This is a genomic window from Pontimicrobium sp. SW4 (genome assembly GCF_039954625.1).
In the GTDB taxonomy this organism is placed as follows: Bacteria; Bacteroidota; Bacteroidia; order Flavobacteriales; family Flavobacteriaceae; genus Pontimicrobium.
In genome coordinates this window covers 547695-574164 of the sequence record NZ_CP157199.1, presented here as the reverse complement: position 1 = coordinate 574164, position 26470 = coordinate 547695, and the positions used below count along the sequence as shown (strand labels likewise).

Here is a 26470-nt window from a genome sequence, read left to right as displayed (position 1 = left end):
AAATTCGTTTAACAAAGAACTGAGTTAAAAAACAAGCAGTTTTAAACTAATTTAGAAACAAAATTTTCATCATAAGGCAATCCGCTTTTTGCAATTGCAAAAGCCTGTTTTAGTAACTTATTTGCAACAGCTATTAGTGCTAACTTTTTACTCTTCCCCTTTGCTACAATTCGTTCATACATTGCTCTACATGCCTTGTTATGTTTGCAAGCCAAAAAAGCACATAGAAATAATAAATTCCTGAGTTTTTTATTGCCTACTTTACTTATCCTACTGCGTCCTCTAACACTGCTCCCTGATTCCCGTATTGTTGGTGTAATACCTACATAACTGCAAAGCTGTGAGGCGCTTCAAACTTTTTAAAACCTTCGGTTACAACGATTAAAAACAAGGCGGTCTTTGTGCCCATTCCTGGAATGCTCTTTAGCAAGGTTAATTGCTGTTGCTGATCTTGTTTTACCAGTTCCAGTAATATTAACTCTATTCCTTTAATCTCCTTATCCAAGTGTTTTAAATCACGCTGCAATGACTTATAGGCATACTTTGATGGAATCCCTAATGTCTCTTCCCCATGAAGCTTGTTCTTGGTCTGTGTACGCTGTTTTATGTAATTGTCTAACAATCTAAAAAGCTGTAAGCATTCTGCATGAACATCTGTAAAGGCTGCGTACATTGGTAATTCGTTCATCGTGACATACTCACAAATGGACTTGGCATCACTCTTATCTGTTTTTACTTTTGCTAGTTTCATCTGGATGAAGCGTTTTACTGACAAGGGATTTACTACGGATACTGATACACCCTTTTTATATAAAAACTGTGACAATCGATAATGGTAATAGCCTGTAGCTTCCATGACTACCAAAACATCATTTGATAGACTTTTTAAAAAAGTCTAGGAATCCTTGCTCGTCATTTTTAAACTGAGCATGTCCACTTAATGAACCGTAAACATCAAAGACATCTTTACTAATGTCAACTCCATAAATTTCTTTATATTTATTCATAAGAACTGATTTTTGGAAAGAACAGGCTACTGACGTTTCAACAACTTAAAATCGAGATCTATAGTCTCACAGAACTGAACGAAATCTTAGTAGAAAAAGAGAGAGGATTACCAATGTTGTCGAAGTCTAGGCTTCACCGTGTATACTAATCTTATTTCTCTCTTTTGTTCTTTCTGATTTTAAACTCTAAAATTAATAGATTGTAAACTTAAGACCTGTATAAAACATTAAAACGATTCCATACACACCATTATGCCCAATTAAAAAATGAACAGACTAACACGAATTACTTCAATTTTAATTCATTTACAATCTAAAAAGATAGTAACTGCAAAGGAAATTGCAGATAGATTTGAAATTAGTTTAAGAACCGTTTACCGAGATATTAAAACACTACAAGAATCGGGAGTTCCAATTGGTTCAGAAAATGGTATAGGATATTTTATTGTTGAAGGATATTCACTACCTCCAATAATGATAACAGAAGAAGAAGCAAATGCCTTAATTGTATCTGAAAAATTAATCTTAAACCAAGGAGATTCTTCGCTTAAAAAAGATTTCAATTCATTACTCTTCAAGATAAAGTCCGTACTAAGAAACGCTGAAAAAGACAATATTACTAAACTCGATAACCGAGTGATACCATCTACCACAAAAGAAACGTTTGAAAGCAACTCATTATCAGTAATTCAAAAAGCAATTACAAATACCTTAGTTGTACAAATTAAATATCACTCTTTTTATAAAGATGAAATTACCCTAAGAGAAATAGAGCCATTAGGAATTTATTTTACAGAAAAAGCATGGGTTGTAGTTGCGTACTGTAGATTAAGGAACGAAGTCAGAGAGTTTAGGTTAGACCGAGTTATAGAATCAAACACAACCTCACAAAACTTTGATTATCAGGAAGATTTTAATCTTTCAAATTATTTTAGTGAATTAACCAACCTTAGTTGACATAGGGCTGTCACTCTCCTTATTTACTTTTGTCTCAAATTAAAATTAACAAACGATATGAGACAATTATTAATCATGCTAACGCTAATCCTATTAATTAGTTGCGGCAGTCAAAACAAAGTAAAAATGAGTGAAAAGACAGAACAAAAAACAACATCAACGTATCCATTAGCAAGTAATTATGTAAATAGTCCTTTAAGGAATCGAATGGTTTTAGAATTAAATCAGCCAACTTCGAAGGTGTATGATTTAGTTGGCGACCCTGCTAATATGCCTAAGTTTAGTGCTGGTTTAGAAAAAGTAGAAACCGAAGTAAAAAACGAGAAATGCATTTCATACACTTGCCACTTTAAACCAATGGCAGAAGGTGAAAAAGGTATAATTCATACCGAAAAAGTAGTTTGGCAAGAAACAGATTTAGGTTGGGCTTCAACAAAAAAAGAGGCAACCGAATTTGGATTTACTGAAAGTTTTTCTCTAACCACGCTAGAAGCAAAAGGTGATAAAACAATACTAACTTGGGATATGCATTTTAATCATGAAAATCAAGAAATGTTAGAAATGAATAAAACTACTTTAGTAGATGTTTTTGGCGATATGGCGAAACAATTAATCGCAAAATTTGATGGAAAAATTATTGAGAATTACATGGAAAAATCAAAGCAAGAATAAATGAGTATGGCTCTTAAAAATATATATTCTAAAGAGTTTTTTAACAACCTCTCCGATTGCCTCGGAGAGGTTGTTCCTAATTTTAATAAGACCGTATTTTTGAATCAAATTTTCAGTACCGAATGGGATAAAATGGAACTGAAACAAAGAATGCGACATATCGCTCTCGTTCTTGGTGATTTTTTTCCGAAAAAGTTTCACAAATCTGCTAGATATATAAAATTACTGATTAATAAGTTAGAACAAAAAGGTTTTAAGGAGACAAGTATAGAATTTATGTTTCTTCCTGATTTTATAGAAATATATGGCATAAATGATTTCGATACATCGATTGCACTTATTGAAACAGTTACACAGTTTACAAGTTGTGAATTTGCTGTCAGACCTTTTATTATTAAACATCAAAATGAAATGTTAAAACAAATGCTTGATTGGTCTAATCATAAGAACCATAAGGTTAGACGACTTGCCTCTGAAGGGTGTAGACCTAGGCTTCCTTGGGCAATGACAATTCCTTCTCTAAAGAAAAATCCAGTACCCATAATATCCATTCTTGAAAACCTAAAAAACGATGATTCTGAATATGTAAGGAGAAGTGTAGCAAACAACCTAAACGACATTTCAAAAGACAATCCTCAAACTGTAATTGACCTTGTAAAAAAGTGGAAAGGAAAAACAAAAGAAACCGATGCTTTAACAAAGCACGCTTCTCGTACTCTTTTAAAACAAGGGAATTCGGAACTAATGGAACTATTTGGTTTTGGAGCTATTGATAAAATCAAAATAATTGACTTTAGGCTTCTCACTCCAATAGTTAAAGTCGGAAAATATTTAGAGTTTTCTTTCCAACTTATAAATACTGATAAGGAAAATTCAACAATCAGACTTGAATATGGGGTATATTATCAAAAAGCTAATGGCTCGTTATCAAAAAAAGTATTTAAAATTACTGAGAAAAAATATTTAACGAAATCAACATCCATAATAAATAGAAAACAATCATTTAAAATAATTACCACTCGTAAATTTCATCTTGGAAAACATCAAGTATCCCTTATTGTAAACGGAAAGGAATTTGAAAAAATAGATTTCAAACTAACAGAATAAAAAATAAAAGGGCATAACAAAGAACTGAGTTAAAAAACAAGCAATTTTAAGCTAATTTAGAAACAAAGTTTTCATCATAAGGCAAGCCATTTTTTGGAAAGTCGCCAAATTTTTAAATTTGACGATTTCCAATAAAAAAGATAATTAGTAAAATTTAAAAATTTGGCTTGTGTTTCATCCGAAAACTTATCGCTTATTTTCAGCGCTACTTTTCATATACGAGACCGTTAAACGAACTCATTAATTCAAACTAGCCAAACTCGCTTTAATCGTTTCAATTTTGGCTAAAGCATCTGCTTCTTTTTTCTTTTCACTCGCGACAACTTGTTCTGGTGCTCCAGCAACAAAGCGCTCATTAGAAAGCTTCTTTTGTACAGATTTTAAAAAGCCCTCGGTATAATTAAGTTCTTCTGTAAGTTTTGCTTTTTCAGCTTCAACATCAATACTTCCTTGCATTGGCACAAAATATTCATTAGATTTTGCTCTAAAGGTCAATGCGCCATCAATTGCCGTATCTGTATAATTTAATGCAGAAATATTACCGAGTTTACTTATTACCACATCAAAGCTAGTAGCTGCTTTTTCGTTATTCAATACAAACAGTTCAATCGCATCTTTAAACGCAATATTTTTTTGCTTTCTAATGGTACGAATACCCGAAATAACTTCTGATGCAAAATCAAACTCTTCTATTATCTTATTATTTACAGGCTTACTTTTTGGCCATGTAGCAACTATTAATGCTTCCTCTGGAGAACGCTTAGCAATAAACTGCCAAATTTCTTCCGTTAAGAAAGGCATAAATGGATGCAATATTTTTAAGTTATTTTCTAAAATAGCAATTACTGCATCAAATGTTGTTTTATCGATTGGTTGTTGGTAAGCTGGTTTTACCATTTCCAATAACCACGAACAGAAATCGTTCCAGATAAGTTTATAGGTTTCCATTAAAGCATCACTTAAACGATATTTGCTAAAGTGGTCTTCAATAACAGCTAGTGTTTGTTGAAATTTATTTTTGTACCAATCAATTGCTATTTTAGCATATTCTGGTTGCTCAATATCTGCTACTTCCCAACCATCTATTAATCTAAAAGCATTCCATATCTTATTTGCAAAGGCTTTACCTTGTTGGCATTTTTCTTCGTCAAACAATAAATCGTTCCCAGCCCCTGAACTTAATAACAACATGCCAACTCTTATACCATCTGCGCCATAGGTTTCAATAAGTTTTAAAGCATCAGGAGAGTTTCCTAACTGCTTAGACATTTTACGTCCTTGCTTATCGCGCACAATTCCTGTAAAATAGACATTATTGAAAGGCTTTTCGTTTTTATATTCGTAACCAGAAATAATCATACGTGCTACCCAAAAGAAAATAATATCTGGACCTGTTACCAGGTCGTTTGTTGGGTAGTAATAATTTATGTCTTTGTTATCCGGATTTCTAATACCATCAAACACACTTATTGGCCATAACCATGATGAAAACCAAGTGTCTAATGCGTCTTTCTCTTGAGTTAAATCGTTTAAAGAAAGTGCTTTGTTTCCAGATTTTTCTTGTGCTAGCTGTAATGCCTCTTCTTTAGACTCAGCAACTACAAAATCTTCTTGACCATCTCCAAAATAATATGCTGGAATTTGTTGTCCCCAAAGTAATTGACGAGAAATATTCCAATCGCGAATATTTGTCATCCAATGTCTATACGTATTTTCAATTTTCTTTGGAAAAAACTTAATATCTCCAGTTTCTAATACTGCTGAAATCGCAGGTTTTACAAGGTCTTCCATTTTTAAGAACCATTGGTCGCTTAAGCGTGGTTCTATAATAGCTTTTGTACGTTCACTAATCCCAATTCTATTGTTGTAGTCTTCAATTTTTGTTAAACAACCTAAGCTTTCTAATTCCTTAACAATCTCCTTTCTTGCTTCAAAACGATCTTTACCTTCGTAATGCAATCCATAGCTATTAAGCGTAGCATCTTCATTAAAAATATCAATAACCTCTAGATTATGCTTATCACCTATTTCTTTATCATTTACATCATGAGCAGGTGTAACTTTTAAACATCCAGTACCAAATTCAATATCAACATAATCATCTTCAATTATTGGAATTTCTCTATTACAAATTGGTACAATTACCTTTTTCCCTTTAAGATGTATATATCTTTCATCGTTTGGATTAATACAAATTGCTGTATCACCTAAGATTGTTTCTGGACGTGTTGTAGCAATAGTAACAACATCGTTAGAATCTTTTATCTTATAAGCAACTTGATATAATTTTCCTTGCTTTTCGATATACTCAACTTCTTCATCGGACAAAGTTGTTTTAGCTTCAGGGTCCCAATTTACCATTCGGTAACCACGATAAATTAAGCCTTTATTAAACAAATCAACAAAAACCTTAATAACGGCTTCGCTCATATCATCATCCATCGTAAACTTTGTACGATCCCAATCACAAGAGCATCCTAATTTTTTAAGCTGCTCTAATATAACGCCTCCATATTCATGTGTCCAATCCCAAGCATGCTTTAAAAATTCATCTCGTGATAAATCATTTTTATCAATTCCTTGTTCCTTAAGTTTTGCAACAACTTTTGCTTCGGTTGCAATAGACGCGTGGTCTGTACCAGGAATCCAACAGGCATTTTTTCCTAATAAACGTGCACGTCTAATTAATACATCTTGCAATGTATTATTAAGCATATGTCCCATATGCAATACTCCAGTAACATTTGGTGGAGGAATTACAATAGTATATGGCTCTCTTTCATCTGGTTCTGAATGAAAATAATTGTGTTTCATCCAGTAATCGTACCACTTATTTTCTACATTATTTGCATCATATTGCGATGGTATAGACATACTTTGGAATAATTTTTGAATACTAATGTGCAAAAGTACTTATATTTTGTTTTCTGAGAAATTAAATGCCTTAATAAAATCTTTAAGGATAGGTAGAATGCATAACCAAGAATGCATTACATCTAATATTTTTGTAGATTTCTCAAAATGTATGTAAGTTTACAATGATTAAAAACTCAAATAATGAAAAAATTAATAGTCTTATTATTCGTAGGAATGATTGGTTTTGCAGTATCTGCACAGGAAAAAGTTGCTAAAATCAAGTTTAAAACTGAAACCATAGATTATGGTACAATTGAAAAAGGAGCAGATGGTGTTCGTGTATTTGAATTTACAAATACTGGAGATGCACCACTAGTTATAACGAAAGTTAAATCTACTTGTGGTTGTACCGTACCAAAAAAACCTGAAGCACCAATTATGCCAGGAGAAACTGGTGAAATTGAAGTGAAATATGACACAAAAAGATTAGGTGTTATCATGAAAACTATTTTAGTTACTTCTAATGCTGAAACATCAAGTGTTGCTTTAAAAATTAAAGGAAACGTTATAGACCCTAGTAAAAGCAGTGTTCTTGAGAAAAAAAGTAAAAGTGTTCTAGAGCAAGAATAATAAAATCTTTAAATATATATTAAAAAATCCTCCATTTTGGGGGATTTTTTTTAGAACATACTTTCTAATTGAAACGAAAACTTCATTTGCACACCAGCTCTATCAATAATTAATTTTATACGCTTACCATTTGGACCATAAAAAAGTTGCATTATTTCTTGAATAGAATAAAGATGCGCGTCTTTATTATTGATTCTTAATATTATATCGTCTAACTTTAAACCTACTTTTTCTGCAGGAGAATCTTTTCGCAACTCAATTATAGCAAATGACGGTGCCAACGCATATTTGTATGAACTAGAAAAATTGATAATACTTCCTCCAGCACTATTATTAGTTGTTCCATAAGGCATTTTAGCTTGATTCGATTTCAACTCCTTTACAACTCTAACACCACTATGTTCAAGTGAAATCCCGCTTTTATTATAATTAAAAGAATCTTTAAAGTTACTATTCTTACGCAAAGTTATTTTCCTGTTTGGGTAATCAAATATCACATTAAAACGCTTTAAAATCTCACCTCCCAAACTCCCATTTCTTTCTTTAAATTTTCTAGCGACACTAATTGAAGTAGAATCTGGAAAAGCAGTATTCACCCCTTCTAAAGTAAAGGTACCAATAGAGAATTTATTGATTTTTGTGCGTTTACCATAAACGCTTCCACTAAGGCCTCTTCCCAAGAAATCATGAAAAAACTTTTCAGGTATTTTTATGTTTTCCTCAGTATCATCAAACAACCAAAGAGCATCACTACCTCCAGAATCTATTAAAAGTTTAACTGGAACAGGCTTACTATTTCCGTTAATAGTTACACTACCATCAATAAATGGCTTATTACTTGAAAACTCTAAATTAAAAGTTTGACAGGATTTACACTTTTTAGGAATATAAAATTCAGGGTTATGAAGAATTATATGTTTTTTTGTGTAGTTTATTTCTACTATAAAATCTTTAAACAAATCGTACCCAATAATACCATGAATTGGTATTCCAAGCTGAGGCGTAAAATTTAGCGAAGGATCGAAAATTGCATACACATCCTGCCCAATACTAACTGCTTCTCCTATTCTAAAAATATTATCTTTTGATTTAAGTGCCTCAACAGAATTGCCTTCACCTAATCCTCTTAAAAAAAATTGCTCCGTTTGATTAATCTTCAATTCATCCGAAAGGTTTACAAAATTGAAAATAATAGGCTTACTAACACCTGTGTCTAACAAAAAAGATAACTTAACTCCATTAACTTCTACAGGGATAATGATAAGGTTGCTTATCATTTTAAAGCTAATCTTATCCTTCACTATATCTTGTAATACAAATTTACCTTGGGCATACCCAGATAAATTTAATATAAACAATATTAAAAATATTAAACCCCTTTTTTTCATGCAATTTATTATAGGCTACTTACAATTTACGAATCTTTTTCACAAAATACTTTCTAAAGCTCTATTTTTTAAATAAACTTTAGGATTATTTTTTGCAACTTTACAGCTCCATAAAAACACACATAATGCCAAGTATATCTAACAAAGGAAAAAAAATGCCTCAATCACCAATTAGAAAATTGGTGCCATTTGCCGAAAATGCATATAAACAAGGAAAAACTGTCTATCATTTAAATATTGGACAACCAGATATTAAAACACCTCAAGTAGCTTTAGATGCTGTAAAAGTACATTCATTAGATATTTTAGCTTATACACGTTCTGAAGGCTCTGAAGGTTATAGAATAAAAATAGCAGATTACTATGCAAAAAATAATATTTATGTAAATCATGATGACATTATAGTAACTACTGGAGGAAGTGAAGCTTTGCTTTTTGCTTTTGGAAGTATTATGGATACTGACGACGAAATTATTATACCTGAGCCTTTTTATGCCAATTATAATGGCTTTTCTACTGCTTCTGGAGTAAAAGTTGTTCCTGTGATTTCAAAAATTGAAGATAATTTTGCATTACCTCCAATTGAAGAATTTGAGAAGCTTATCACACCAAAAACAAAAGCAATTTTAATTTGCAACCCTGGAAATCCAACAGGTTATTTATATTCTAAAGAAGAAATTAAAAAACTAGCTGCAATAGTAAAAAAACACGATTTATTTTTAATTGCAGACGAAGTATATCGTGAATTTGCTTATGATGGTGCAACGCACTATTCTATTTTGCAAGAAAACGATCTTGATCAACATGCAATTGTAATTGACTCTGTCTCTAAACGCTACAGTATGTGTGGTGCAAGAATAGGCTGTCTTGTTTCAAAAAACAAGGAGGTTGTGCAAACCGCTTTAAAGTTTGCTCAAGCTCGTTTATCTCCTCCAACTTTAGCTCAAATTGCTAGCGAGGCTGCTTTATCAACACCTCAAAGTTATTTTGATGAAGTTATTAGCGAATATGTAGAAAGACGTAACACCCTAATTGAAGAGTTACAAAAAATAGAAGGTGTGAAAGTTGCAAGACCAAAAGGTGCTTTTTATTGTATTGCTGAATTACCAATAAATGATGCCGATGCTTTTGCACAATGGCTTTTAGAAAAATTTGACGTTAATGGTGAAACTGTTATGGTTGCTCCAGCGCCAGGGTTTTACTCAACTCCTGGAGTTGGTCTTAATCAAATAAGAATTGCTTACGTTTTAAATAAAGAAAGCTTAATTAAAGCAGTAAATATTTTAAAAGAGGCTTTAAAGGTTTACAAAAATTAGTGAACATACAAAAAAACATATCACTAAAACCATACAATACCTTTGGTATAGATGTTTGTTCAAAACACTTTATTTCGATAAATAATATTGAAGAGTTACTAGAAGTTTTAAAGTCACAAGACTATCAAAGCAGATTAATTTTAGGAGGTGGAAGCAATATGCTACTTACCGAGGATATTGAATCTCTAGTGCTTCATATAAATTTAAAAGGAATTGATTTAGTTTCTAAAACAGAATCTACGGTTCTTGTTAAGGCATATGCTGGAGAAAATTGGCATGAATTTGTTCTTTGGTGTATTGATAATGATTTTGGTGGTATTGAAAATTTGTCATTAATACCAGGAAATGTTGGTACGGCTCCCATCCAAAATATTGGTGCTTATGGTGTGGAGTTAAAAGATGTTTTTGAGTCTTGCGAAGCTTTACACATCGCATCTGGTAAAATAAAAACGTTTACAAAAGAAGACTGCCAATTTGATTATAGAAATTCTGTATTTAAAAATGAACTAAAAGGGCAATACATTATTTTGAGTGTAACCTTTAAACTTAGCACTCAAAATCATGCTATTAAAACCGATTATGGTGCGATAGGTAACGAATTAGAAAAACAAAACATTACCAAACCAACCATAAAAGATGTCTCTAAGGCTGTTATTGCAATAAGGTCATCTAAACTTCCAGACCCAAAAGAAATTGGAAATAGTGGTAGTTTTTTTAAAAACCCAATAGTTTCAAAAACTCAGTTTGACATACTTAAACAAAATTTTCCTGAAATACCAAGTTATAGTGTTTCGGCGGAGTTAGTTAAAATTCCTGCAGGATGGTTAATAGAACAGGCTGGCTTTAAAGGTAAAACGTTTGAGAATTATGGTGTTCATAAAAATCAAGCATTAGTTTTGGTAAATTATGGTAATGCTAATGGAAATGACATATTAAACTTATCTAAACTCATTCAAAAAACTATAAAACGTATTTTTGACATTAATTTAGAAGCTGAAGTAAATATTTTTTAACATTTAGCGTTACACAAAATAGAGTTTCAAGAAAACAGTTTACACTTTTAATTAACCAGTATAATTGCTATCTTGTTTTTATAAATATATTTTCCACATTTGGTTTCACAATTAGAACTACATATTGTTAGTCTTTTAAAGGAAGGAGATAAAAGAGCCATTCCTATTATTTATGAGAATTATTCAGGTTCTTTACTTGGTGTGATTCAAAAAATAATAAAGGATGAAGCCATGGCACAGGACGTTCTTCAAGAAACGTTCATAAAAGTTTGGAGGTACGCAAAAAAATATGATGAAAAAAAAGCCAAATTGTTTACTTGGCTTTATCGTATTGCTAGAAACACAGCTATTGATAAATTACGAAGTCATAATCTAAAATTTGAAAAAGAAATCCAAATTGCCGATTCGAACGTATATAAGATATCAACAGCAGGATTAAATCAAGATGCAATTGATTTACAAAAGCATGTTGCAACATTGGATACAAAGTACCAAATAGTGTTAAAAGCCTTATTTTTTGAAGGTATGACACAGCAGGAAGCAAGCAATGAGCTAGATATTCCGTTAGGCACTATAAAATCCAGATTAAAAATTGGATTAAGAGAGTTAAAAAAAATCTATAGTCCATAAATTATTACAGTCATGGAAAAAAAAGTACAAAAATTTTTAGCATCTGGTTTACTGGATAAGTACTTGATTGGAGCCACTACAGCTTCAGAAACTGTAGCAGTAGAATCATTTATACTTAAACATCCTGAGGTTAAAGAAGAGTATGATTTGTTGCAAGAACGACTAGAACTAGCAGCAAAAACTCAAGCTGTTAGACCTCCTTCATATACATTAGATGTTATTTTAGATGCCATTAACGAAAAACCTGTAATTCATTTACAGCCTCAACGTAAAGTATCTGCATGGTTTAGTATAGCTGCAAGTGTCGCTGCGCTAATATTTGCTGGAACTGCTTACAAACTTTATGATAAAAATCAGGATTTGTTAAACGAGAATAATACTATTGCTGAAGAAATTTTCGATTTAAGAGACGACATTCAAGAAAACAACAGCAAGCTTGATGATGTTATGAGACAATTCATGAAGCTAAACAATCCTGAAACCGAGAAGTATGTATTAAGAGGAAATGATAGAGCTGAAGACTTAAAAACAGTAGCATACATCAACCCTATTGAGAAATCATCTTTGATAGATGTTGTGTCACTTCCAGAAATTTCGCAAGAGCAATCATACCAGTTATGGGCGCAAATGCAAGACAAAATGGTGAATTTAGGTATTCTTGATATTGAAGACCGTAAACTTAAATCGGTACCTTATATTGAGGATGCATTGAGTTTAAATATTACTATTGAACCTAAAGGTGGAAATAGCAATGCTTCTTTAGAAAATTCAGTAGCCGAAATTTCTCTAAAACAAAAAAACAACAATTAACACTTATAGTACACTTAGTAATAAAAAAGAGCCTTTATAATAAAGGCTCTTTTTTATGTTTTAATTGTCGTTAGTTGCAATTCCGTATTTCCAAATTAATGTACCTAAAATACCACCAGCAATTGGCGCTACTATAAAAAGCCAAAGCTGTTGTAATGCCATTCCACCTGCAAAAATTGCTGGTCCTAAACTACGAGCAGGATTCACAGAAGTACCTGTAATTGGAATCACTACCATGTGTATTAAAACCAATGTTAAACCAATGGCTAAACCTGCCATTGTTGCATTACCAAGCTTAGATGTAACCGCGTGAATTACAATTAAGAAAATAGCTGTAAAAACAAGTTCTGCAATAAATGCTGCTTGCATCGAATAGTTACCTAGATAACCTTCTCCCCAGCCATTTGAACCAAAAGCCCATTCACCTGCTTCAAACCCAGATTGTCCATTTAGCAAAGTAGATAATACTAGAATCGCTAAAACAGCTCCAATACACTGCCCAATAACATAACCAACAGTATCTTTTACCGAAAGTTTCCCAGCAACCATCATTCCAACCGAAATAGCTGGATTAATATGGCATCCAGATATAGGCCCAATGGCATAAGCCATAACAACCACTGCTAAACCAAAAGCGAGAGAAATTCCTAATAATCCAAGCCCAGAAACAGCTCCAACAGAGCCTCCTGCTATAGCTGCTGCACCGCAACCAAATAAGGTGAGACAAAACGTTCCAAATAATTCTGAAATAATGTTTTTCATAATAGTTAATTTAATTAGTTAGTTAACAATAAATATAAGCAATTAAAAATAAGACACTTAACTATAATATTTGTCACATTTAAACACTAATCACTTGTTTTTTATAATAATTTACTAGAATGAATTATCTTTGCACAAACATTTTTATTCATGAAACTTCTTTTAATCACATTAGTCTTACTAGGCATAGCAATTGCTGGAATTGCCATTAAACTTTGGGCAAAAAAAGATGGAGAATTTGCAGGAACTTGCGCGAGCCAAAACCCTATGCTAAATAAAGATGGAGAAGCTTGTGGTTTTTGTGGAAAAACGCCTGATCAGTTTAAAGATTGTAATGAAACTACGCACTCTTAAGCAATAATGATTGTGTTAGATGTCTTATTTTACACATTTATTATTGTAGTTCTTATTCAGTTGTTTTTTTATGGTGTATTATTTTCTAAATTTTCTTTTCACAAATATCAAAACAAAAAACAAAAAAATATTGCTGTTTCTATATTAGTTTGCGCTAAAAATGAAGCAGAAAACCTAAAAGAATTTATTCCTTTAATTTTAAAACAAAATTATCCAACATTTGAACTTGTATTAATTAATGACAATTCAAATGATGACACCTTAGACATCATGAAGTCTTTTCAATTGGTTCATGATAATATTAAGATTGTAGATGTAAAACCTATTGAGGCTTTCTGGGGAAATAAAAAGTACGCGCTAACCCTTGGTATAAAAGCTTCATCTAACAACTTTCTTCTTTTTACTGATGCCGATTGCAAGCCACTTTCTAATAACTGGATAAAAGAAATGAGCAGTCATTTCACTAATAAAAAAACAATTGTATTAGGGTATGGTGCTTATAATAAAACAAAAGGCCTTGTTAATAAGCTTATTCGATTTGAGACCTTGTTAACAGCTATTCAGTATTTTTCTTATACAAAAATAGGTATGCCATATATGGCAGTTGGAAGGAATTTGGCGTACAGAAAAGAAACATTTTTTGAAGCTAGAGGGTTTATGAATCACATGAGTGTTCGTTCTGGTGATGATGATTTGTTTGTAAATCAAGTTGCAAATGCTTCAAACACTGCAATATGCATTTCAAAAGATAGTTTTACTGAATCTATCCCTGAAAGTTCTTTATCTGAATGGTTTGTACAAAAAAAGCGACATGTTTCTACATCGAAATTTTATAAACTAAAACACAAATTTCTTTTAGGTTTATTTTATCTGTCGCAATTTCTTTTTTGGCTACTAAGCATAATTCTTCTAATAATCCTTTTTAAGTGGAAAGTTGTTTTGAGCTTATTTATATTAAGATTTATTGTACAGTTTGTAGTTGTGGGATTATCAGCAAAAAAGCTTAACGAAAAAGACCTCGTGATTTTACTTCCCTTTCTTGAATTATTTTTAATTGTCTCACAATTAATTATCTTTATATCTAATATCACATCAAAACAAGGTCGTTGGAAATAAAAGATGCTATTAAAAAAGCAAAAGAAAACAATCAAGTAGCTTTCAATTTTTTGTTAGACACGTTTTGGAATGACGTTTATGGGTTTTTGCTCAAACGAACTCAAAACGAAAATGATGCCGAAGATATTACTATCCAAACTTTCTCGAAAGCCTTCGACAAAATAGGCACTTTTAATGAAAAATATAAGTTTAAAACATGGCTTATAACAATTGCCAAAAACATTCATATAGATTTTCTTAGAGTAAAAAAAACATCTATTATTAATGAAAGAAGTCATGACCATAATGATCGTGTTAAAGATATTATTGATGAATCACCTACTCCAGAAGATAATATTATTACAGAACAAAACTTGGCAAAATTACTTCGTGATATAAAAAAATTAAAACCTCATTACCAAGAAGTTATTAATTTACGATATTTTCAAGAACTTAGTTATCAAGAAATATCCAATACGCTTAATGAGCCTATGAACAATATAAAAGTTAAACTACTTAGAGCTAAAAAATTATTAGCAGAAATTATTCAGAAGAAAAAATGAAATTTAGTATTAAAAACCTAGGCCCTGGGTTGTTATTCGCAGGAGCTGCTATTGGTGTATCTCATTTAGTACAATCTACTAGAGCTGGTGCCGATTTTGGTTTAGGCTTACTTTGGGCTTTATTGTTGGTAAATCTTTTCAAATATCCTTTCTTTCAATTTGGCCCTAGATATGCTGCGGCAACTGGAGAAAGTCTTCTTGATGGTTACAAAAAAATGGGGAATGGAATTTTGATAGCCTATTTTATTTTAACGTTTGCTACAATGTTTACAATACAAACAGCTGTAACTATTGTAACAGCAGGATTGGCTTCTTCCCTATTTGGCGAACTTGGTTTTGATTCTGAATTTGCCGTAAAAATATGGACTATCGTTGTTCTTATTGTTTGTTTGGCATTACTCATTTTTGGAAAATACAAACTACTAGATAGACTAATAAAGATTATTATTATTATCTTATCCATTAGTACAATTGCTGCTGTTATAGTTGCCCTATCAAGTAACCAAGCTCCAATTTCATTTACACAAATATTACCAGAAGGTACAATTGAAAAATTGTTCTTAATTGCATTTATGGGTTGGATGCCAGCACCTTTAGATATTTCGGTTTGGCATTCTCTTTGGGCTGTAGAAAAAAGAAAAGATGATAAAGAATTTAATGCTAAATCTGCTTTGTTCGATTTTAATGTAGGTTATATTGGCACTGTTATATTAGGCATTTGCTTTGTGTTATTAGGTTGCTTGGTAATGTTTGGCTCAGGAGAATCATTTAGTAACGCAGCTGGCGTATTTTCAGGACAGTTAATAGATATGTACACCTCAAGCCTAGGTGAATGGGCTTATATAATTATTGGCATTGCTGCTTTTACTACCATGTTTAGTACCACACTTACATGTCTAGACGCCTCTCCTCGAGCTATGGATAGAACTATAGAACTATTATTTAATAGAAACTTTAAACTTGGCTATATCATCTGGATATTCATTCTTGCTGTTGGCACCATAGTCATATTTTTTGTTTTTGCTTCTGAAATGGGCTTGCTGGTAGAAGTTGCAACCGTTTTGTCGTTTTTAACGGCTCCTTTTTATGCCATTGTCAACTATAAACTTATTAGCAGCAAGTATACTCCTGAAGCATCAAGGCCTTCATTAAAAATGCATATATTAAGCTGGCTTGGAATTATCTTTTTAATTGGTTTTAGCATTTATTATCTAACAACTTTATAAACTGTTTTTAAATCAATACTTCGTATCTTTGCAATCATATTTATTAAAACATGAGTACCGAATCAATTACTACTGAACGTCAACCAAAACCAAAATGGCTTAGGGTTAAATTACCTACAGGTAAAAAATACGCCGAATTAAGAGGGCTAGTAGATAAGTATAAATTAAATACTATTTGTACTTCAGGAAGCTGTCCAAATATGGGAGAATGCTGGGGAGAAGGCACTGCAACCTTTATGATTCTTGGTAATATTTGTACACGCTCCTGTGGTTTTTGTGGTGTAAAAACTGGAAGACCAGAATCTGTTGATTGGGATGAACCCGAAAAAGTGGCTCGTTCTATAAAAATTATGAACATTAAGCATGCTGTTTTAACAAGTGTAGATCGAGATGACTTAAAAGATATGGGAAGCATCATGTGGGCCGAAACTGTAAAAGCTGTAAGACGCATGAACCCAGAAACAACAATAGAAACGTTAATTCCAGATTTTCAAGGCATTGATCAACATTTAGATAGAATTCTAGAAGTATCTCCTGAAGTTATTTCGCATAATATGGAAACTGTTCGTCGCTTAACTAGAGAGGTTCGTATTCAGGCAAAATATGATAGAAGCCTAAGTGTTTTAAAATATTTAAAAGACAACGGACAACGAAGAACAAAAACTGGAATTATGCTTGGTCTTGGTGAAGAGCGTGACGAAGTTATAGAAACTCTTCATGAATTGAAAGAAGCAAAAGTAGATGTTGTCACCATTGGACAATACTTACAGCCTAGTAAAAAACATTTACCAGTAAAACAATTTATTACCCCTGATCAATTTCAAGAATATAAAGAAATAGGATTAAACCTCGGTTTTCGTCATGTAGAGAGCAGTGCTTTGGTTAGATCTTCCTACAAAGCTCAAAAACACATTAATTAAACATGATTAACATTGCCATAAACGGTTTTGGTAGAATTGGAAGACGTGTTTTTAGATTACTGCTAAACAATCCTAACATCCAAATAGTTGCAATTAATGATCTTGCTGATAGCAAAACACTTAGTCATTTGCTTAAATATGATAGTATACATGGTGTTTTACCAAATAGCATTTCTTCGGATAATCAAAATATTATTATAGATGGCAAAAAAGTAAATTTACAAAACCATAATCACCCAAAACTTATTAATTGGAAACCTTTTGACGTTGATTTTGTTATTGAAGCTACAGGGAAATTTAAATCTTTAAACGATTTAAACCATCATATTTATAATGGTGCTTCAAAAGTTATTTTATCTGTTCCTCCAACTGACGATTCCATCAAAACAGTAGTTTTAGGTGTTAATGAAGATATTCTATGCAAAAATGATGTGATAATTTCTAATGCATCATGTACTACTAATAATGCAGCTCCAATGATTGACATCATTAATAAGCTATGTGGTATTAAGCAAGCTTACATTACTACTATACACTCTTATACCACAGACCAAAGTCTACACGATCAACCTCATAGGGATTTAAGACGTGCTAGAGCAGCTGGACAATCCATTGTACCTACTACAACTGGAGCTGCAAAAGCTTTAACTAAAATTTTTCCGGATTTATCCGAAGTTATTGGAGGTTGTGGTATTAGAGTGCCAGTTGCAAATGGCTCATTAACCGATATAACCTTTAATGTGAAAAATAATGTTACTGTAGATCAAGTTAATAATACCTTTAAAAAAGCTTCTGAATCTAACTACAAAGGTATTTTAGAATATACTGAAGACCCAATTGTATCAATAGATATAGTAGGCAATCCTTATTCTTGTATTTTTGATTCTCAAATGACTTCTGTAATAGGAAATATGGTTAAAATCATTGGTTGGTACGATAATGAGACTGGATATTCAAGCAGAATTATTGATTTAATTTCTAAATTAGAAGAAAGTTAGTTTATCGTCTAAAAGCATATTTTTTCACAAAAAGTGTATTTTATCGAATAAAATGTTATATTTGTCGATAAAATGATCTAAAAATGTCCCAAATCAAATATTACATATTTGTTTTTTTAGTCTTATTAATAACAAGTTCTCATTCTCAAGATAGAATAGAGGACGATGTTGCTTTAGATCAAAATAGAATTGATTTTTTCATAAATGAAGCTGATAAAGAAACTCAGCAATCTAATTATTATAAAGCCATTACCACTCTTCAAAAAGGGCTAGTTATTGCAGAAAAAATAGAGAGTGAAAAAGATCAAGGCATTATACAATCTAAGATAGCAAACTTACAATATAATTTAGAAAACTACCAAGAAGCGGGATTTACCATTATCAAGGCAATGAATATTCAAAGTAGGATAGATGATAAGGTCAATCTTGCCGTTTCTAGATATACCTGCGGTATTATTTACTTAGCTCAAAAAGATTACACGAATGCTTTAGATTATTTTAAATCTGCTAAAACAATTTTTGAAGAAGAAAATATTAATGAGCTAGTAGCAAAAGTTACTTTAAATGAAGCAAAAACCTATATGGCTCAAAATAATTTAACCGAAGCCAATGCTTTGGTTGATAAAGCAATTATTTTATCAAAAAAATATAACTTACCAGTTATACAAAGTTCTGCTTTAATAAAAAGTGGAAATATTGCTTATAAAGAAGGTAAATACCAGAGAGCTTTAGCACAAACTATTGAAGGCTCAAATCTTGCTAAAACCACAGGGAATTTGAGCGTTTTAAACGAAAGCTATAAGGCTTTAAGTGATATTTATGAAAAAACTGGTAATTACAAATTAGCAAATACAAACCTGCATCTTTTTATAAAACTTAGCGACTCAATCTTAAGTATTAAAGAAGAACACCTCACAGCAGAAAAAGAAACTCTTGATGCAGATAAGGACACCTTAATACAAACACAAGCTGATCAAATTAAAGAAAAGAATGAATCAGATAGCTTAAACAAGCTAACTACTATTTTAAGTGTTGGTTTGATTACAATACTGTCATTACTTACTTTATCACTATACAAAAACAACAATATTAGATTAAAAACTAATAACATGTTGTATCGTAAAAATGAAGAATTATTAACAGAAAAAGAAAGAGCTGAAATTGCAGCAAAAACCAAAACAAATTTCTTATCTACTGTAACACATGAGTTAAGAACGCCTCTATATGCTGTTACAGGTTTGACAAATATGCTGTTGGAAGAAAACCCAAGAAAAGAGCAAATACAACATTTAAAGTCGCTTAAATTTTCTGGTGATTATTTATTAACCTTTATTAATGATATTCTTCAAATAAATAAAATTGAAGCCAACAAAGTAGAGTTAGATCCTGAAGTTTTCAATCTAAAAAATAAAGTAGAAAATGTTATTGCTGCATTAAATAATTCGGCTCTAGACAACAATATATTTATTCATTTTGAGTATGACAAAAAGCTACCTGAAATATATAATGGCGACCAATTAAAAATCTCTCAAATCCTTATTAATCTTATTGGTAATGCTATCAAATTCACTAAAGATGGAGATATATGGGTAAGATTAACACAATTAGGTGTTAAAGGTAAAACCCATTCTATTCGCCTTGAAATAGAAGATAACGGAATTGGAATCACTAAAGAAAAGCAAGACAGTATGTTTGAAAGTTTCTCTCAAGGATCTGTTCAAATTAATAGAAAATATGGAGGAACCGGACTTGGTCTTTCAATTGTAAAAGGTTTAGTTAAAATATTAAAAGGTAAAATTTATTTAAAAAGCGAACTGGGGAAAGGAACAAGCTTTTTTGTAGAAATACCTTTAGAAGAAAGTAAAGAAGTAACAAATGTTAAAAGTAAAGATTACGCAAAAGATTTAAATAACTTAGATTTAGAAAACGTGAGAATTTTAGTAGTAGAAGACAACAAAATTAACCAAATGATTACTAAAAAAATCTTGAATAAGATGAATTTAGTTTGTGATTTGGTTGACAACGGTGAAGACGCTGTTGAAAAAGTAAAGGAAGTGAATTACAATGTCGTTCTTATGGACATTCACATGCCAGGAATTAGTGGTTTAGAAGCCACCAAACAAATACGTGAGTTTGACAAAGAGCTTACCATTTTTGCCCTTACAGCTGTAACGCTAGAGGACAAAATGCAGGAATTTGAAGAAGCAGGTTTTGACGATATTATATCAAAGCCATTTAAGCAAGAAGATTTTGAGAAAAAATTATATGAAGCGTTAAAAGAAAACGAAACGTCTGCTTCAGCTTAATATTCTGAGCAAAAATCCAATAGTATTTTATTGAATTTTTCGTGCTCAAAAATCTTGGTTTCAATTGGTAGGTAATAAAGTCTATTTCCAGACAATTTATCTCCAAGTTTCGTAAAATCTTTTTCTGTAGTAACAATTATTTCTTTTTCATTTAAAGTTTCAATATCTACATTAGTAAATACATGATGATCTTTAAAGTTAATATGCTCAAACCTGTAAGCCTCGTCATTTAAGAAATTAACCAACGGAACTGCATTCGCAATCCCAGTTACAAGAGTAAAACTAACATCTTTCAATCCATCCAAATTTATACTCTCATTGCTAGAATAGATAACACTAGAGTAATCAATAGTGCTAAAAAAGACATCTTGAGCAGGTCTTTTTAGGCTACTAATAATATTACTTCGCTCCTCAATAGTTATATCATTTGGGCATTTTGTGACTACGATAATATCGGCTCTATTAGCTCCAGATTTTGGCTCTCGCAAATCGCCAGTTGGCAAAGAGATATCATCAATATATAATTTATAATAAGAAGTTAATAAAATATTAAATCCAGCTTTAACTTTTCTATGCTGAAACGCATCATCCAATAGGATAATATCAGGTTTCTTTAAACTTCTTAATTTTGAAATACCTTGCTGTCTATTAGCATCAACACTTACTATAATATCCTTAAATTTCGAATAAAATTGATATGGCTCATCACCTATTGTTTCCACTGTAGAAGTTTTGTCAGCAATTAAGAATCCATTAGTTGAACGCTTGTAACCTCTACTTAAGGTTGCTAGCTGATATTTATTCTTTAAAAGTCTTACTAAATATTCTATCATTGGTGTTTTTCCTGTACCACCAACACTCAAATTTCCAACACAAATTATTGGAAAATCGTAACTTTTAGATTTAAAAACACCTTTATCGTACAAAACATTTCGCAACCATGTAACTCCATAGTAAACAGGAACAATTGGTAATAATATGTTTCTTAATATTTTCACGATAACCTAATCAAAATGATTTACAAAAGAGTGCCAAGATAATAATTAAATCATTGAAGATTACACAAGACTATTTGAAAACAATGAAAGTCAACTTGTGAAAGTAATTATTTATCTTTGAACTAAACATAATTTTTTATGATTGTACAAGACGTTATTAATCACTTAGAAGAATTAGCTCCTTTATCTTATGCCGAAGATTTTGACAATGTTGGCTTATTGGTTGGTGATAAAAATAATAAAGTTTCAGGCATTCTTGTAACATTAGACGCTCTTGAAACAGTAATAGATGAAGCTATTGAAAAAAACTGCAACCTTATTGTGAGCTTTCATCCTATAATTTTTAAAGGGTTAAAAACACTAACAGGAAAATCCTATGTAGAACGTGTTGTGATTAAAGCCATAAAAAATAACATTTCAATTTTTGCAACTCATACAGCTTTAGACAATGCATTACAGGGAGTAAACGATAAAATTTGTGAGCAACTTGGGCTTATAAATAGAGAAATACTTATACCTCAAGTAGGCACCATAAAAAAACTAACCACGTATGTCCCAAAAAATAATGTTGGAAAAGTAAGAGAAGCGTTATTTAATGTTGGAGCTGGTGCAATTGGTAATTATAACAATTGTAGTTTTAATGTTAGCGGTATTGGTACCTTTAATGGAAATGAAAACTCCAATCCAACAATTGGAGAAAAAGGAGTTACTCAGCAGGAAGAAGAAATAAAACTCACAGTTACTTTTCAAAAACATCTAGAATCAAAAGTTTTACAAACGCTTTTTAAAAATCACCCATACGAAGAAGTTGCTTATGAAGTAACAACGCTGGAAAATAAAAATCAACATATTGGTATGGGAATGATAGGCGAATTCGAAAATGCTATGACAGAAACTAGCTTTCTGGAGCATTTAAAATCAACAATGCAAACAGAATGTGTTCGTCATTCTTCCTTATTAAATAAACCCATAAAAAAAGTGGCTGTACTAGGAGGCTCAGGAAGTTTTGCTATTAGTGCAGCAAAGTCAGCAGGTGCAGACGCTTTTGTGACAGCCGATTTAAAATATCATGACTTTTTTACTGCCGAAAACATGCTGCTTTTAACAGATATTGGACACTACGAAAGTGAACAATACACAAAAAACCTTTTAGTAGCGTATCTTACAAAAAAAATTCCTAATTTTGCAATCGTTTTATCAAACACAAATACCAATCCTGTAAAGTATTTATAAGCATGGCTAAAAAGAAAGAAGTTACTGTAGAAGAGCGATTAAGAGCGCTATACGATTTACAATTAATCGATTCTCGCGTTGACGAAATTAGAAATGTAAGAGGAGAACTTCCTTTAGAAGTACGTGATTTAGAAGATGAAGTTGAAGGATTAAAAACTAGACTTCAAAAATTAGATGACAGTCTTTTGGATATAAGTGAGCAAATTAAGTCTAAAAAGAACTTAATTGAAGAAGCAAAAGCACTTATAAAAAAGTACTCTGAACAACAAAAAAATGTTAGAAATAACAGAGAATATAATTCTTTAACTAAAGAAACTGAATTTCAAGAATTAGAAATTCAATTGGCTGAAAAGCATATTAAAGAATTTAATGCTCAAATTGAGCAGAAAAAAGAAGTTATAGACGAAACTAAATCTCGTTTAAAAGAAAGAGAAACACATTTAAAACACAAAAAAGGTGAATTAGATGCCATTCTTTCTGAAACTGAAAAAGAAGAGCAAGCACTTTTAAAGAAAAGTGAAGAATACAAAACTTCAATTGAAGAAAGATTAGTTCTTGCGTATTCAAGAATTCGTGAAAATGTAAAAAACGGATTAGCTGTTGTTGCCATTGAAAGAGGTGCCTCAGGAGGTTCTTTCTTTACAATTCCGCCTCAAGTTCAAGCAGAAATTGCTTCTCGCAAAAAAATAATCACGGACGAACATAGTGGTCGTATTCTAGTTGACGAAGTTTTAGCAAATGAGCAAAAAGCAAAAATGGAAAAAATGTTTTCTAAATTATAATTAGAATTCAAAAAAACATAGAAAAAGCCTTTAACAGATTGTTAAAGGCTTTTTTATTGTGTAATTATTTTAGTTACTTAACGACATAGTTAAAAACAAAAAAAATGAAATCATTAATTCTCTCGTTTTCAATTGCATTATTATTTAGTTGCCAGAATAATGCGCAGCAAAAAACAGTAGCAACATCTAATAAAAGTAAAATAGAACAAGGGTTAATGACAGCTGACCCTATAGAAGTTCCTTTACAAGATGGTTTAGCAAGAGCCTATTTTGCTAGTGGCTGTTTTTGGTGTGTTGAAGCAGTTTATGAAAGCGTAAAAGGAGTTAAAGAATCTATTTCTGGTTATTCTGGTGGACACACATTAAATCCAACGTATGAGTCCAGTAATACAGGAAAAACTGGTCATGCCGAAGCTGTTGAGATTATTTACGACCCAAAAATTGTAAGTTTTGCTATATTAGTTGATGTGTATTTTGGCTCTCAAAATGTCACTCAAGTTAATGGACAAGGACCAGATATTGGCTCACAATATCGTTCCATTATTTTTTATCAAAATGAAGATCAAAAGCAAGTTATTATTCAAAAGAAAGAAGCTTTAGCAAAAAAACTCGATAAACGCATTGCTGCCGAAATTATGCCTTTTCAAAAATTTTGGGTTGGCGAAGATTATCATCAAGATTACGAACGTCTAAATCCAGACAACCCCTATATACAACGTATTTCTATACCAAGATTAAATCGTTTTAAGCAAAAGTTTCCTCACTTATTAAAAGAGAAACATTAAATTCCTTTGGAAACAGGAACCTTTTTCAACTATTGCGGAAGCTATTTTAAACATTGACTTTCTCATAAAAAAACGATAACTTCGTTTAACGTCGGATATAAGTCATTAAAACGGCGCATATCCGTAAAAACAATGGTATGTAATTGCCTGCGGCACGTAGAATCGCGTTTTGCAAACGCTTCCTTTCTACTAATTACATACCATCGTCCACTGTTAATTGCACCTCGCCAAATTAATTGTATATTTATTCGAGTCTACGAGAACTCCTCACGAAACTACACACATCAGCGTGTATAGCGAATGAGGCGCAATTATGGCTCTCCGTGAGGCGCGCCTCACTACGCCATACACAGTGGACGTTAAACGAACTTCTCAAATTTTTCTCGCCTTTAACTCAAAAATTAAAGGATATAATTGGTCTTTAGTGGTATACATTCCTGATTCGGTTTTAACCAAATCTGGTAATACATTATATGGACTTTCATTGTATTCGTTTAAATGGTCTATATGTAAGCCAGCTTCTGTAAGCACATTAATGACCTCACTCAATCCATGATTCCATCCATATTCTTTACTAATCATTTTTGAATCCTGATTAGCATAAGTACCTTCATACTCTTCATAAATCACCTCATCTTGCATGTAGCCATATTTCATTTCTTGTTTACCATTTGCGTAATCAAACATCCACACAATTGGGTGAAATTCTACCATATAAAAAACGCCTCCTGGTTTAAGTCTTTCGGCAATCATTTTACCCCAAGGTTTTAAATCTGGCAGCCAACCAATAACACCATAGCTTGTAAAAACGATATCAAAAGTTTCCTTGACGTATATATATGTTTCCAAAACATTACAGCAAATAAATTCAGCGTCTAAGTTTAATTCACCATTAAGTTGTTTCGCCAATTTTATGCCTTCATCACTTAAATCCACTCCAACACACTTCGCTCCTAACCTACTCCAACTTAAGGTGTCTTGACCAAAATGACATTGTAAATGCAACATAGATTTATTTTTCACATCTCCCAAAGCATTTAATTCATAAGGCATTAAAGAAGAATTCCCTTTTTTAAAGGCCTCTATATCATACATAGCACTTTTAGCATGAACTTTAACCTTTTCATTCCACGTATCTTTATTAACTTCGAAATATTTTTTATAAGTTGTCATTAGCCAAAATTGAGCTTCTAAAATAAGATTTCTAAATTAATTGTGTTTAGTTTCTTATTTTTGATGAAAATCCAACCACATGAAACATCTATACTAAATTTCTAATATTTAATAAAAATATTATAGATGTTACATGTGACCGTTGAAAAACAATAAATACTATCACATGAAAAAGTTATTCCTCCTTTCGTTTCTAATTATATTTTCTTCCTGCAAACAAGCTGAAGAAAAAAAAGAACCTGTTGCTAAAAAATTAACCGTCGCAGAAAAAATTGCCAATGCGCATGGCTATGAAAACTGGGATAGTGTAAAAACCTTCGCATTTACCTTTGGAGGTACTTTAGAGGATCCAAACAGTGGTCGTTCATGGGTATGGAATCCTAAAACGAATGATATTAAATTAACTCGTAATGATGAAGTTTTAGAGTACAATAGAAGTAATATGGATTCTGTGGCCTTAAAAGCCGATAGAGGGTTTATTAATGATAAGTTTTGGGCTTTAATTCCATTTCAATTGATTTGGGATGAAGGCACAACAATTTCGGAGCCTGAAAAAGCTACATCTCCTGTAAAACAAGAAGAGCTTAATAAATTGATAATTACCTATTCCAGCGAAGGTGGTTATACACCTGGAGATGCGTACGACATTTATTTTGACGACGATTATATTATTAGAGAGTGGAGTTTTAGGAGAGGTAACGCTCCAGAACCAACCATTTCAAATACTTTTGAAAACTATAGTGATTATAATGGTATTAAAGTCGCTCAAGACCATAAAAGAAGCGCAAGTGATAGAAATCTTTTAATCAGAAATGTTAAGGTCGAATTAGACGAATAATTAACGCTATAACCAAGTGAAAAATCTTTCAAATTTTCCTATTTTTGGGTA

General features: G+C 31.8%; 24 protein-coding genes and 1 pseudogene. 19 read left to right on the top strand and 6 right to left on the bottom strand.

Going from position 1 to position 26470, the window contains the following annotated elements:
• Positions 1-41 precede the first annotated feature (41 nt).
• Positions 42-1007: pseudogene (locus ABGB03_RS02700) on the bottom strand (IS110 family transposase).
• Between the two features lie 267 nt (positions 1008-1274).
• Here ABGB03_RS02700 and ABGB03_RS02695 point away from each other — a divergent pair.
• The 3 genes from ABGB03_RS02695 to ABGB03_RS02685 all read left to right on the top strand — a co-directional run bounded on the left by ABGB03_RS02695 (position 1275) and on the right by ABGB03_RS02685 (position 3743).
• Positions 1275-1964 carry a YafY family protein gene (locus tag ABGB03_RS02695; RefSeq protein WP_347924624.1) on the top strand — a complete coding sequence of 230 codons (690 nt, stop codon included), beginning with the start codon at positions 1275-1277 and terminating at the stop codon, positions 1962-1964.
• A gap of 126 nt (positions 1965-2090) precedes the next feature.
• Positions 2091-2636 (top strand): SRPBCC family protein, encoded by a 546-nt coding sequence (locus tag ABGB03_RS02690; RefSeq protein ID WP_347924622.1) that lies wholly within the window; start codon positions 2091-2093, stop codon positions 2634-2636.
• 6 nt (positions 2637-2642) lie between these two features.
• Positions 2643-3743: a DNA alkylation repair protein gene (locus tag ABGB03_RS02685; RefSeq protein ID WP_347924621.1), complete on the top strand. Its 1101-nt coding sequence runs from the start codon at positions 2643-2645 to the stop codon at positions 3741-3743.
• A 240-nt stretch (positions 3744-3983) separates the two neighbouring features.
• Here the strand turns inward: ABGB03_RS02685 and ABGB03_RS02680 are convergent, their stop codons facing one another.
• A complete protein-coding gene (locus ABGB03_RS02680) occupies positions 3984-6617 on the bottom strand; it encodes a valine--tRNA ligase (RefSeq protein ID WP_347924619.1) in 2634 nt (877 codons plus the stop codon).
• Between the two features lie 183 nt (positions 6618-6800).
• Here ABGB03_RS02680 and ABGB03_RS02675 point away from each other — a divergent pair, with 183 nt between their 5' ends.
• Positions 6801-7229 (top strand): DUF1573 domain-containing protein, encoded by a 429-nt coding sequence (locus tag ABGB03_RS02675; RefSeq protein ID WP_347924618.1) that lies wholly within the window; start codon positions 6801-6803, stop codon positions 7227-7229.
• A gap of 50 nt (positions 7230-7279) precedes the next feature.
• Here the strand turns inward: ABGB03_RS02675 and ABGB03_RS02670 are convergent, their stop codons facing one another.
• Positions 7280-8617: an aspartyl protease family protein gene (locus ABGB03_RS02670; RefSeq protein ID WP_347924616.1), complete on the bottom strand. Its 1338-nt coding sequence runs from the start codon at positions 8615-8617 to the stop codon at positions 7280-7282.
• A gap of 125 nt (positions 8618-8742) precedes the next feature.
• On the opposite strand from ABGB03_RS02670, the gene ABGB03_RS02665 reads away from it, so the two are divergent.
• The 4 genes from ABGB03_RS02665 to ABGB03_RS02650 all read left to right on the top strand — a co-directional run bounded on the left by ABGB03_RS02665 (position 8743) and on the right by ABGB03_RS02650 (position 12386).
• Positions 8743-9933, top strand: a complete 1191-nt coding sequence (locus ABGB03_RS02665) for a pyridoxal phosphate-dependent aminotransferase (protein WP_347924614.1) — start codon at positions 8743-8745, stop codon at positions 9931-9933.
• Positions 9933-10946 (top strand): UDP-N-acetylmuramate dehydrogenase, encoded by a 1014-nt coding sequence (gene murB, locus ABGB03_RS02660; RefSeq protein WP_347924613.1) that lies wholly within the window; start codon positions 9933-9935, stop codon positions 10944-10946. The genes ABGB03_RS02665 and murB overlap by 1 nt, the downstream gene beginning before the upstream one ends.
• Before the next feature lie 99 nt (positions 10947-11045).
• A complete protein-coding gene (locus ABGB03_RS02655; protein WP_347924612.1) occupies positions 11046-11576 on the top strand; it encodes a sigma-70 family RNA polymerase sigma factor in 531 nt (176 codons plus the stop codon).
• 12 nt (positions 11577-11588) lie between these two features.
• Positions 11589-12386, top strand: a complete 798-nt coding sequence (locus ABGB03_RS02650) for an anti-sigma factor (protein WP_347924610.1) — start codon at positions 11589-11591, stop codon at positions 12384-12386.
• A 60-nt stretch (positions 12387-12446) separates the two neighbouring features.
• Here ABGB03_RS02650 and aqpZ read toward each other — a convergent pair whose 3' ends face one another.
• Positions 12447-13148 (bottom strand): aquaporin Z, encoded by a 702-nt coding sequence (gene aqpZ / locus ABGB03_RS02645; protein ID WP_347924608.1) that lies wholly within the window; start codon positions 13146-13148, stop codon positions 12447-12449.
• A gap of 150 nt (positions 13149-13298) precedes the next feature.
• Between aqpZ and ABGB03_RS02640 the strand changes: the two genes are divergently transcribed.
• The 7 genes from ABGB03_RS02640 to ABGB03_RS02610 all read left to right on the top strand — a co-directional run bounded on the left by ABGB03_RS02640 (position 13299) and on the right by ABGB03_RS02610 (position 20610).
• Complete coding sequence (locus tag ABGB03_RS02640; protein WP_347924607.1) at positions 13299-13502, top strand: membrane or secreted protein; 204 nt, start codon at positions 13299-13301, stop codon at positions 13500-13502.
• A 6-nt stretch (positions 13503-13508) separates the two neighbouring features.
• Positions 13509-14618 (top strand): glycosyltransferase, encoded by a 1110-nt coding sequence (locus ABGB03_RS02635; RefSeq protein WP_347924606.1) that lies wholly within the window; start codon positions 13509-13511, stop codon positions 14616-14618.
• On the top strand, positions 14609-15160 hold the full coding sequence (locus ABGB03_RS02630) for a sigma-70 family RNA polymerase sigma factor (protein WP_347924604.1): 552 nt from the start codon (positions 14609-14611) through the stop codon (positions 15158-15160). Before ABGB03_RS02635 ends, ABGB03_RS02630 begins: the two co-directional genes overlap by 10 nt.
• On the top strand, positions 15157-16386 hold the full coding sequence (locus tag ABGB03_RS02625) for an Nramp family divalent metal transporter (protein ID WP_347924603.1): 1230 nt from the start codon (positions 15157-15159) through the stop codon (positions 16384-16386). The genes ABGB03_RS02630 and ABGB03_RS02625 overlap by 4 nt, the downstream gene beginning before the upstream one ends.
• 50 nt (positions 16387-16436) lie before the next feature.
• Positions 16437-17306 (top strand): lipoyl synthase, encoded by an 870-nt coding sequence (gene lipA, locus ABGB03_RS02620; protein WP_347924601.1) that lies wholly within the window; start codon positions 16437-16439, stop codon positions 17304-17306.
• Positions 17307-17308: 2 nt separating this feature from the next.
• On the top strand, positions 17309-18304 hold the full coding sequence (gene gap, locus ABGB03_RS02615) for a type I glyceraldehyde-3-phosphate dehydrogenase (protein ID WP_347924599.1): 996 nt from the start codon (positions 17309-17311) through the stop codon (positions 18302-18304).
• Between the two features lie 83 nt (positions 18305-18387).
• Positions 18388-20610 (top strand): ATP-binding protein, encoded by a 2223-nt coding sequence (locus ABGB03_RS02610; protein ID WP_347924598.1) that lies wholly within the window; start codon positions 18388-18390, stop codon positions 20608-20610.
• Here ABGB03_RS02610 and lpxK read toward each other — a convergent pair.
• A complete protein-coding gene (gene lpxK, locus ABGB03_RS02605; protein ID WP_347924596.1) occupies positions 20607-21608 on the bottom strand; it encodes a tetraacyldisaccharide 4'-kinase in 1002 nt (333 codons plus the stop codon). The genes ABGB03_RS02610 and lpxK overlap by 4 nt on opposite strands.
• Before the next feature lie 138 nt (positions 21609-21746).
• On the opposite strand from lpxK, the gene ABGB03_RS02600 reads away from it, so the two are divergent.
• The 3 genes from ABGB03_RS02600 (at position 21747) to msrA (ending at position 24408) form a co-directional block, all read left to right on the top strand.
• Positions 21747-22841, top strand: a complete 1095-nt coding sequence (locus ABGB03_RS02600; RefSeq protein WP_347924594.1) for a Nif3-like dinuclear metal center hexameric protein — start codon at positions 21747-21749, stop codon at positions 22839-22841.
• Positions 22842-22843: 2 nt separating this feature from the next.
• Positions 22844-23623 carry a C4-type zinc ribbon domain-containing protein gene (locus ABGB03_RS02595; RefSeq protein ID WP_347924592.1) on the top strand — a complete coding sequence of 260 codons (780 nt, stop codon included), beginning with the start codon at positions 22844-22846 and terminating at the stop codon, positions 23621-23623.
• Positions 23624-23727: 104 nt separating this feature from the next.
• Entirely contained in the window at positions 23728-24408 is a 681-nt protein-coding gene (gene msrA, locus ABGB03_RS02590; RefSeq protein ID WP_347924591.1) for a peptide-methionine (S)-S-oxide reductase MsrA, read from the top strand.
• Positions 24409-24780: 372 nt separating this feature from the next.
• Here the strand turns inward: msrA and ABGB03_RS02585 are convergent, their stop codons facing one another.
• Positions 24781-25581, bottom strand: a complete 801-nt coding sequence (locus ABGB03_RS02585; RefSeq protein WP_347924590.1) for a class I SAM-dependent methyltransferase — start codon at positions 25579-25581, stop codon at positions 24781-24783.
• Positions 25582-25747: 166 nt separating this feature from the next.
• Between ABGB03_RS02585 and ABGB03_RS02580 the strand changes: the two genes are divergently transcribed.
• The gene (locus tag ABGB03_RS02580; protein ID WP_347924588.1) at positions 25748-26419 is read left to right on the top strand and encodes a hypothetical protein; all 672 of its coding nucleotides are present in this window, start codon (positions 25748-25750) and stop codon (positions 26417-26419) included.
• Positions 26420-26470: the final 51 nt, after the last annotated feature.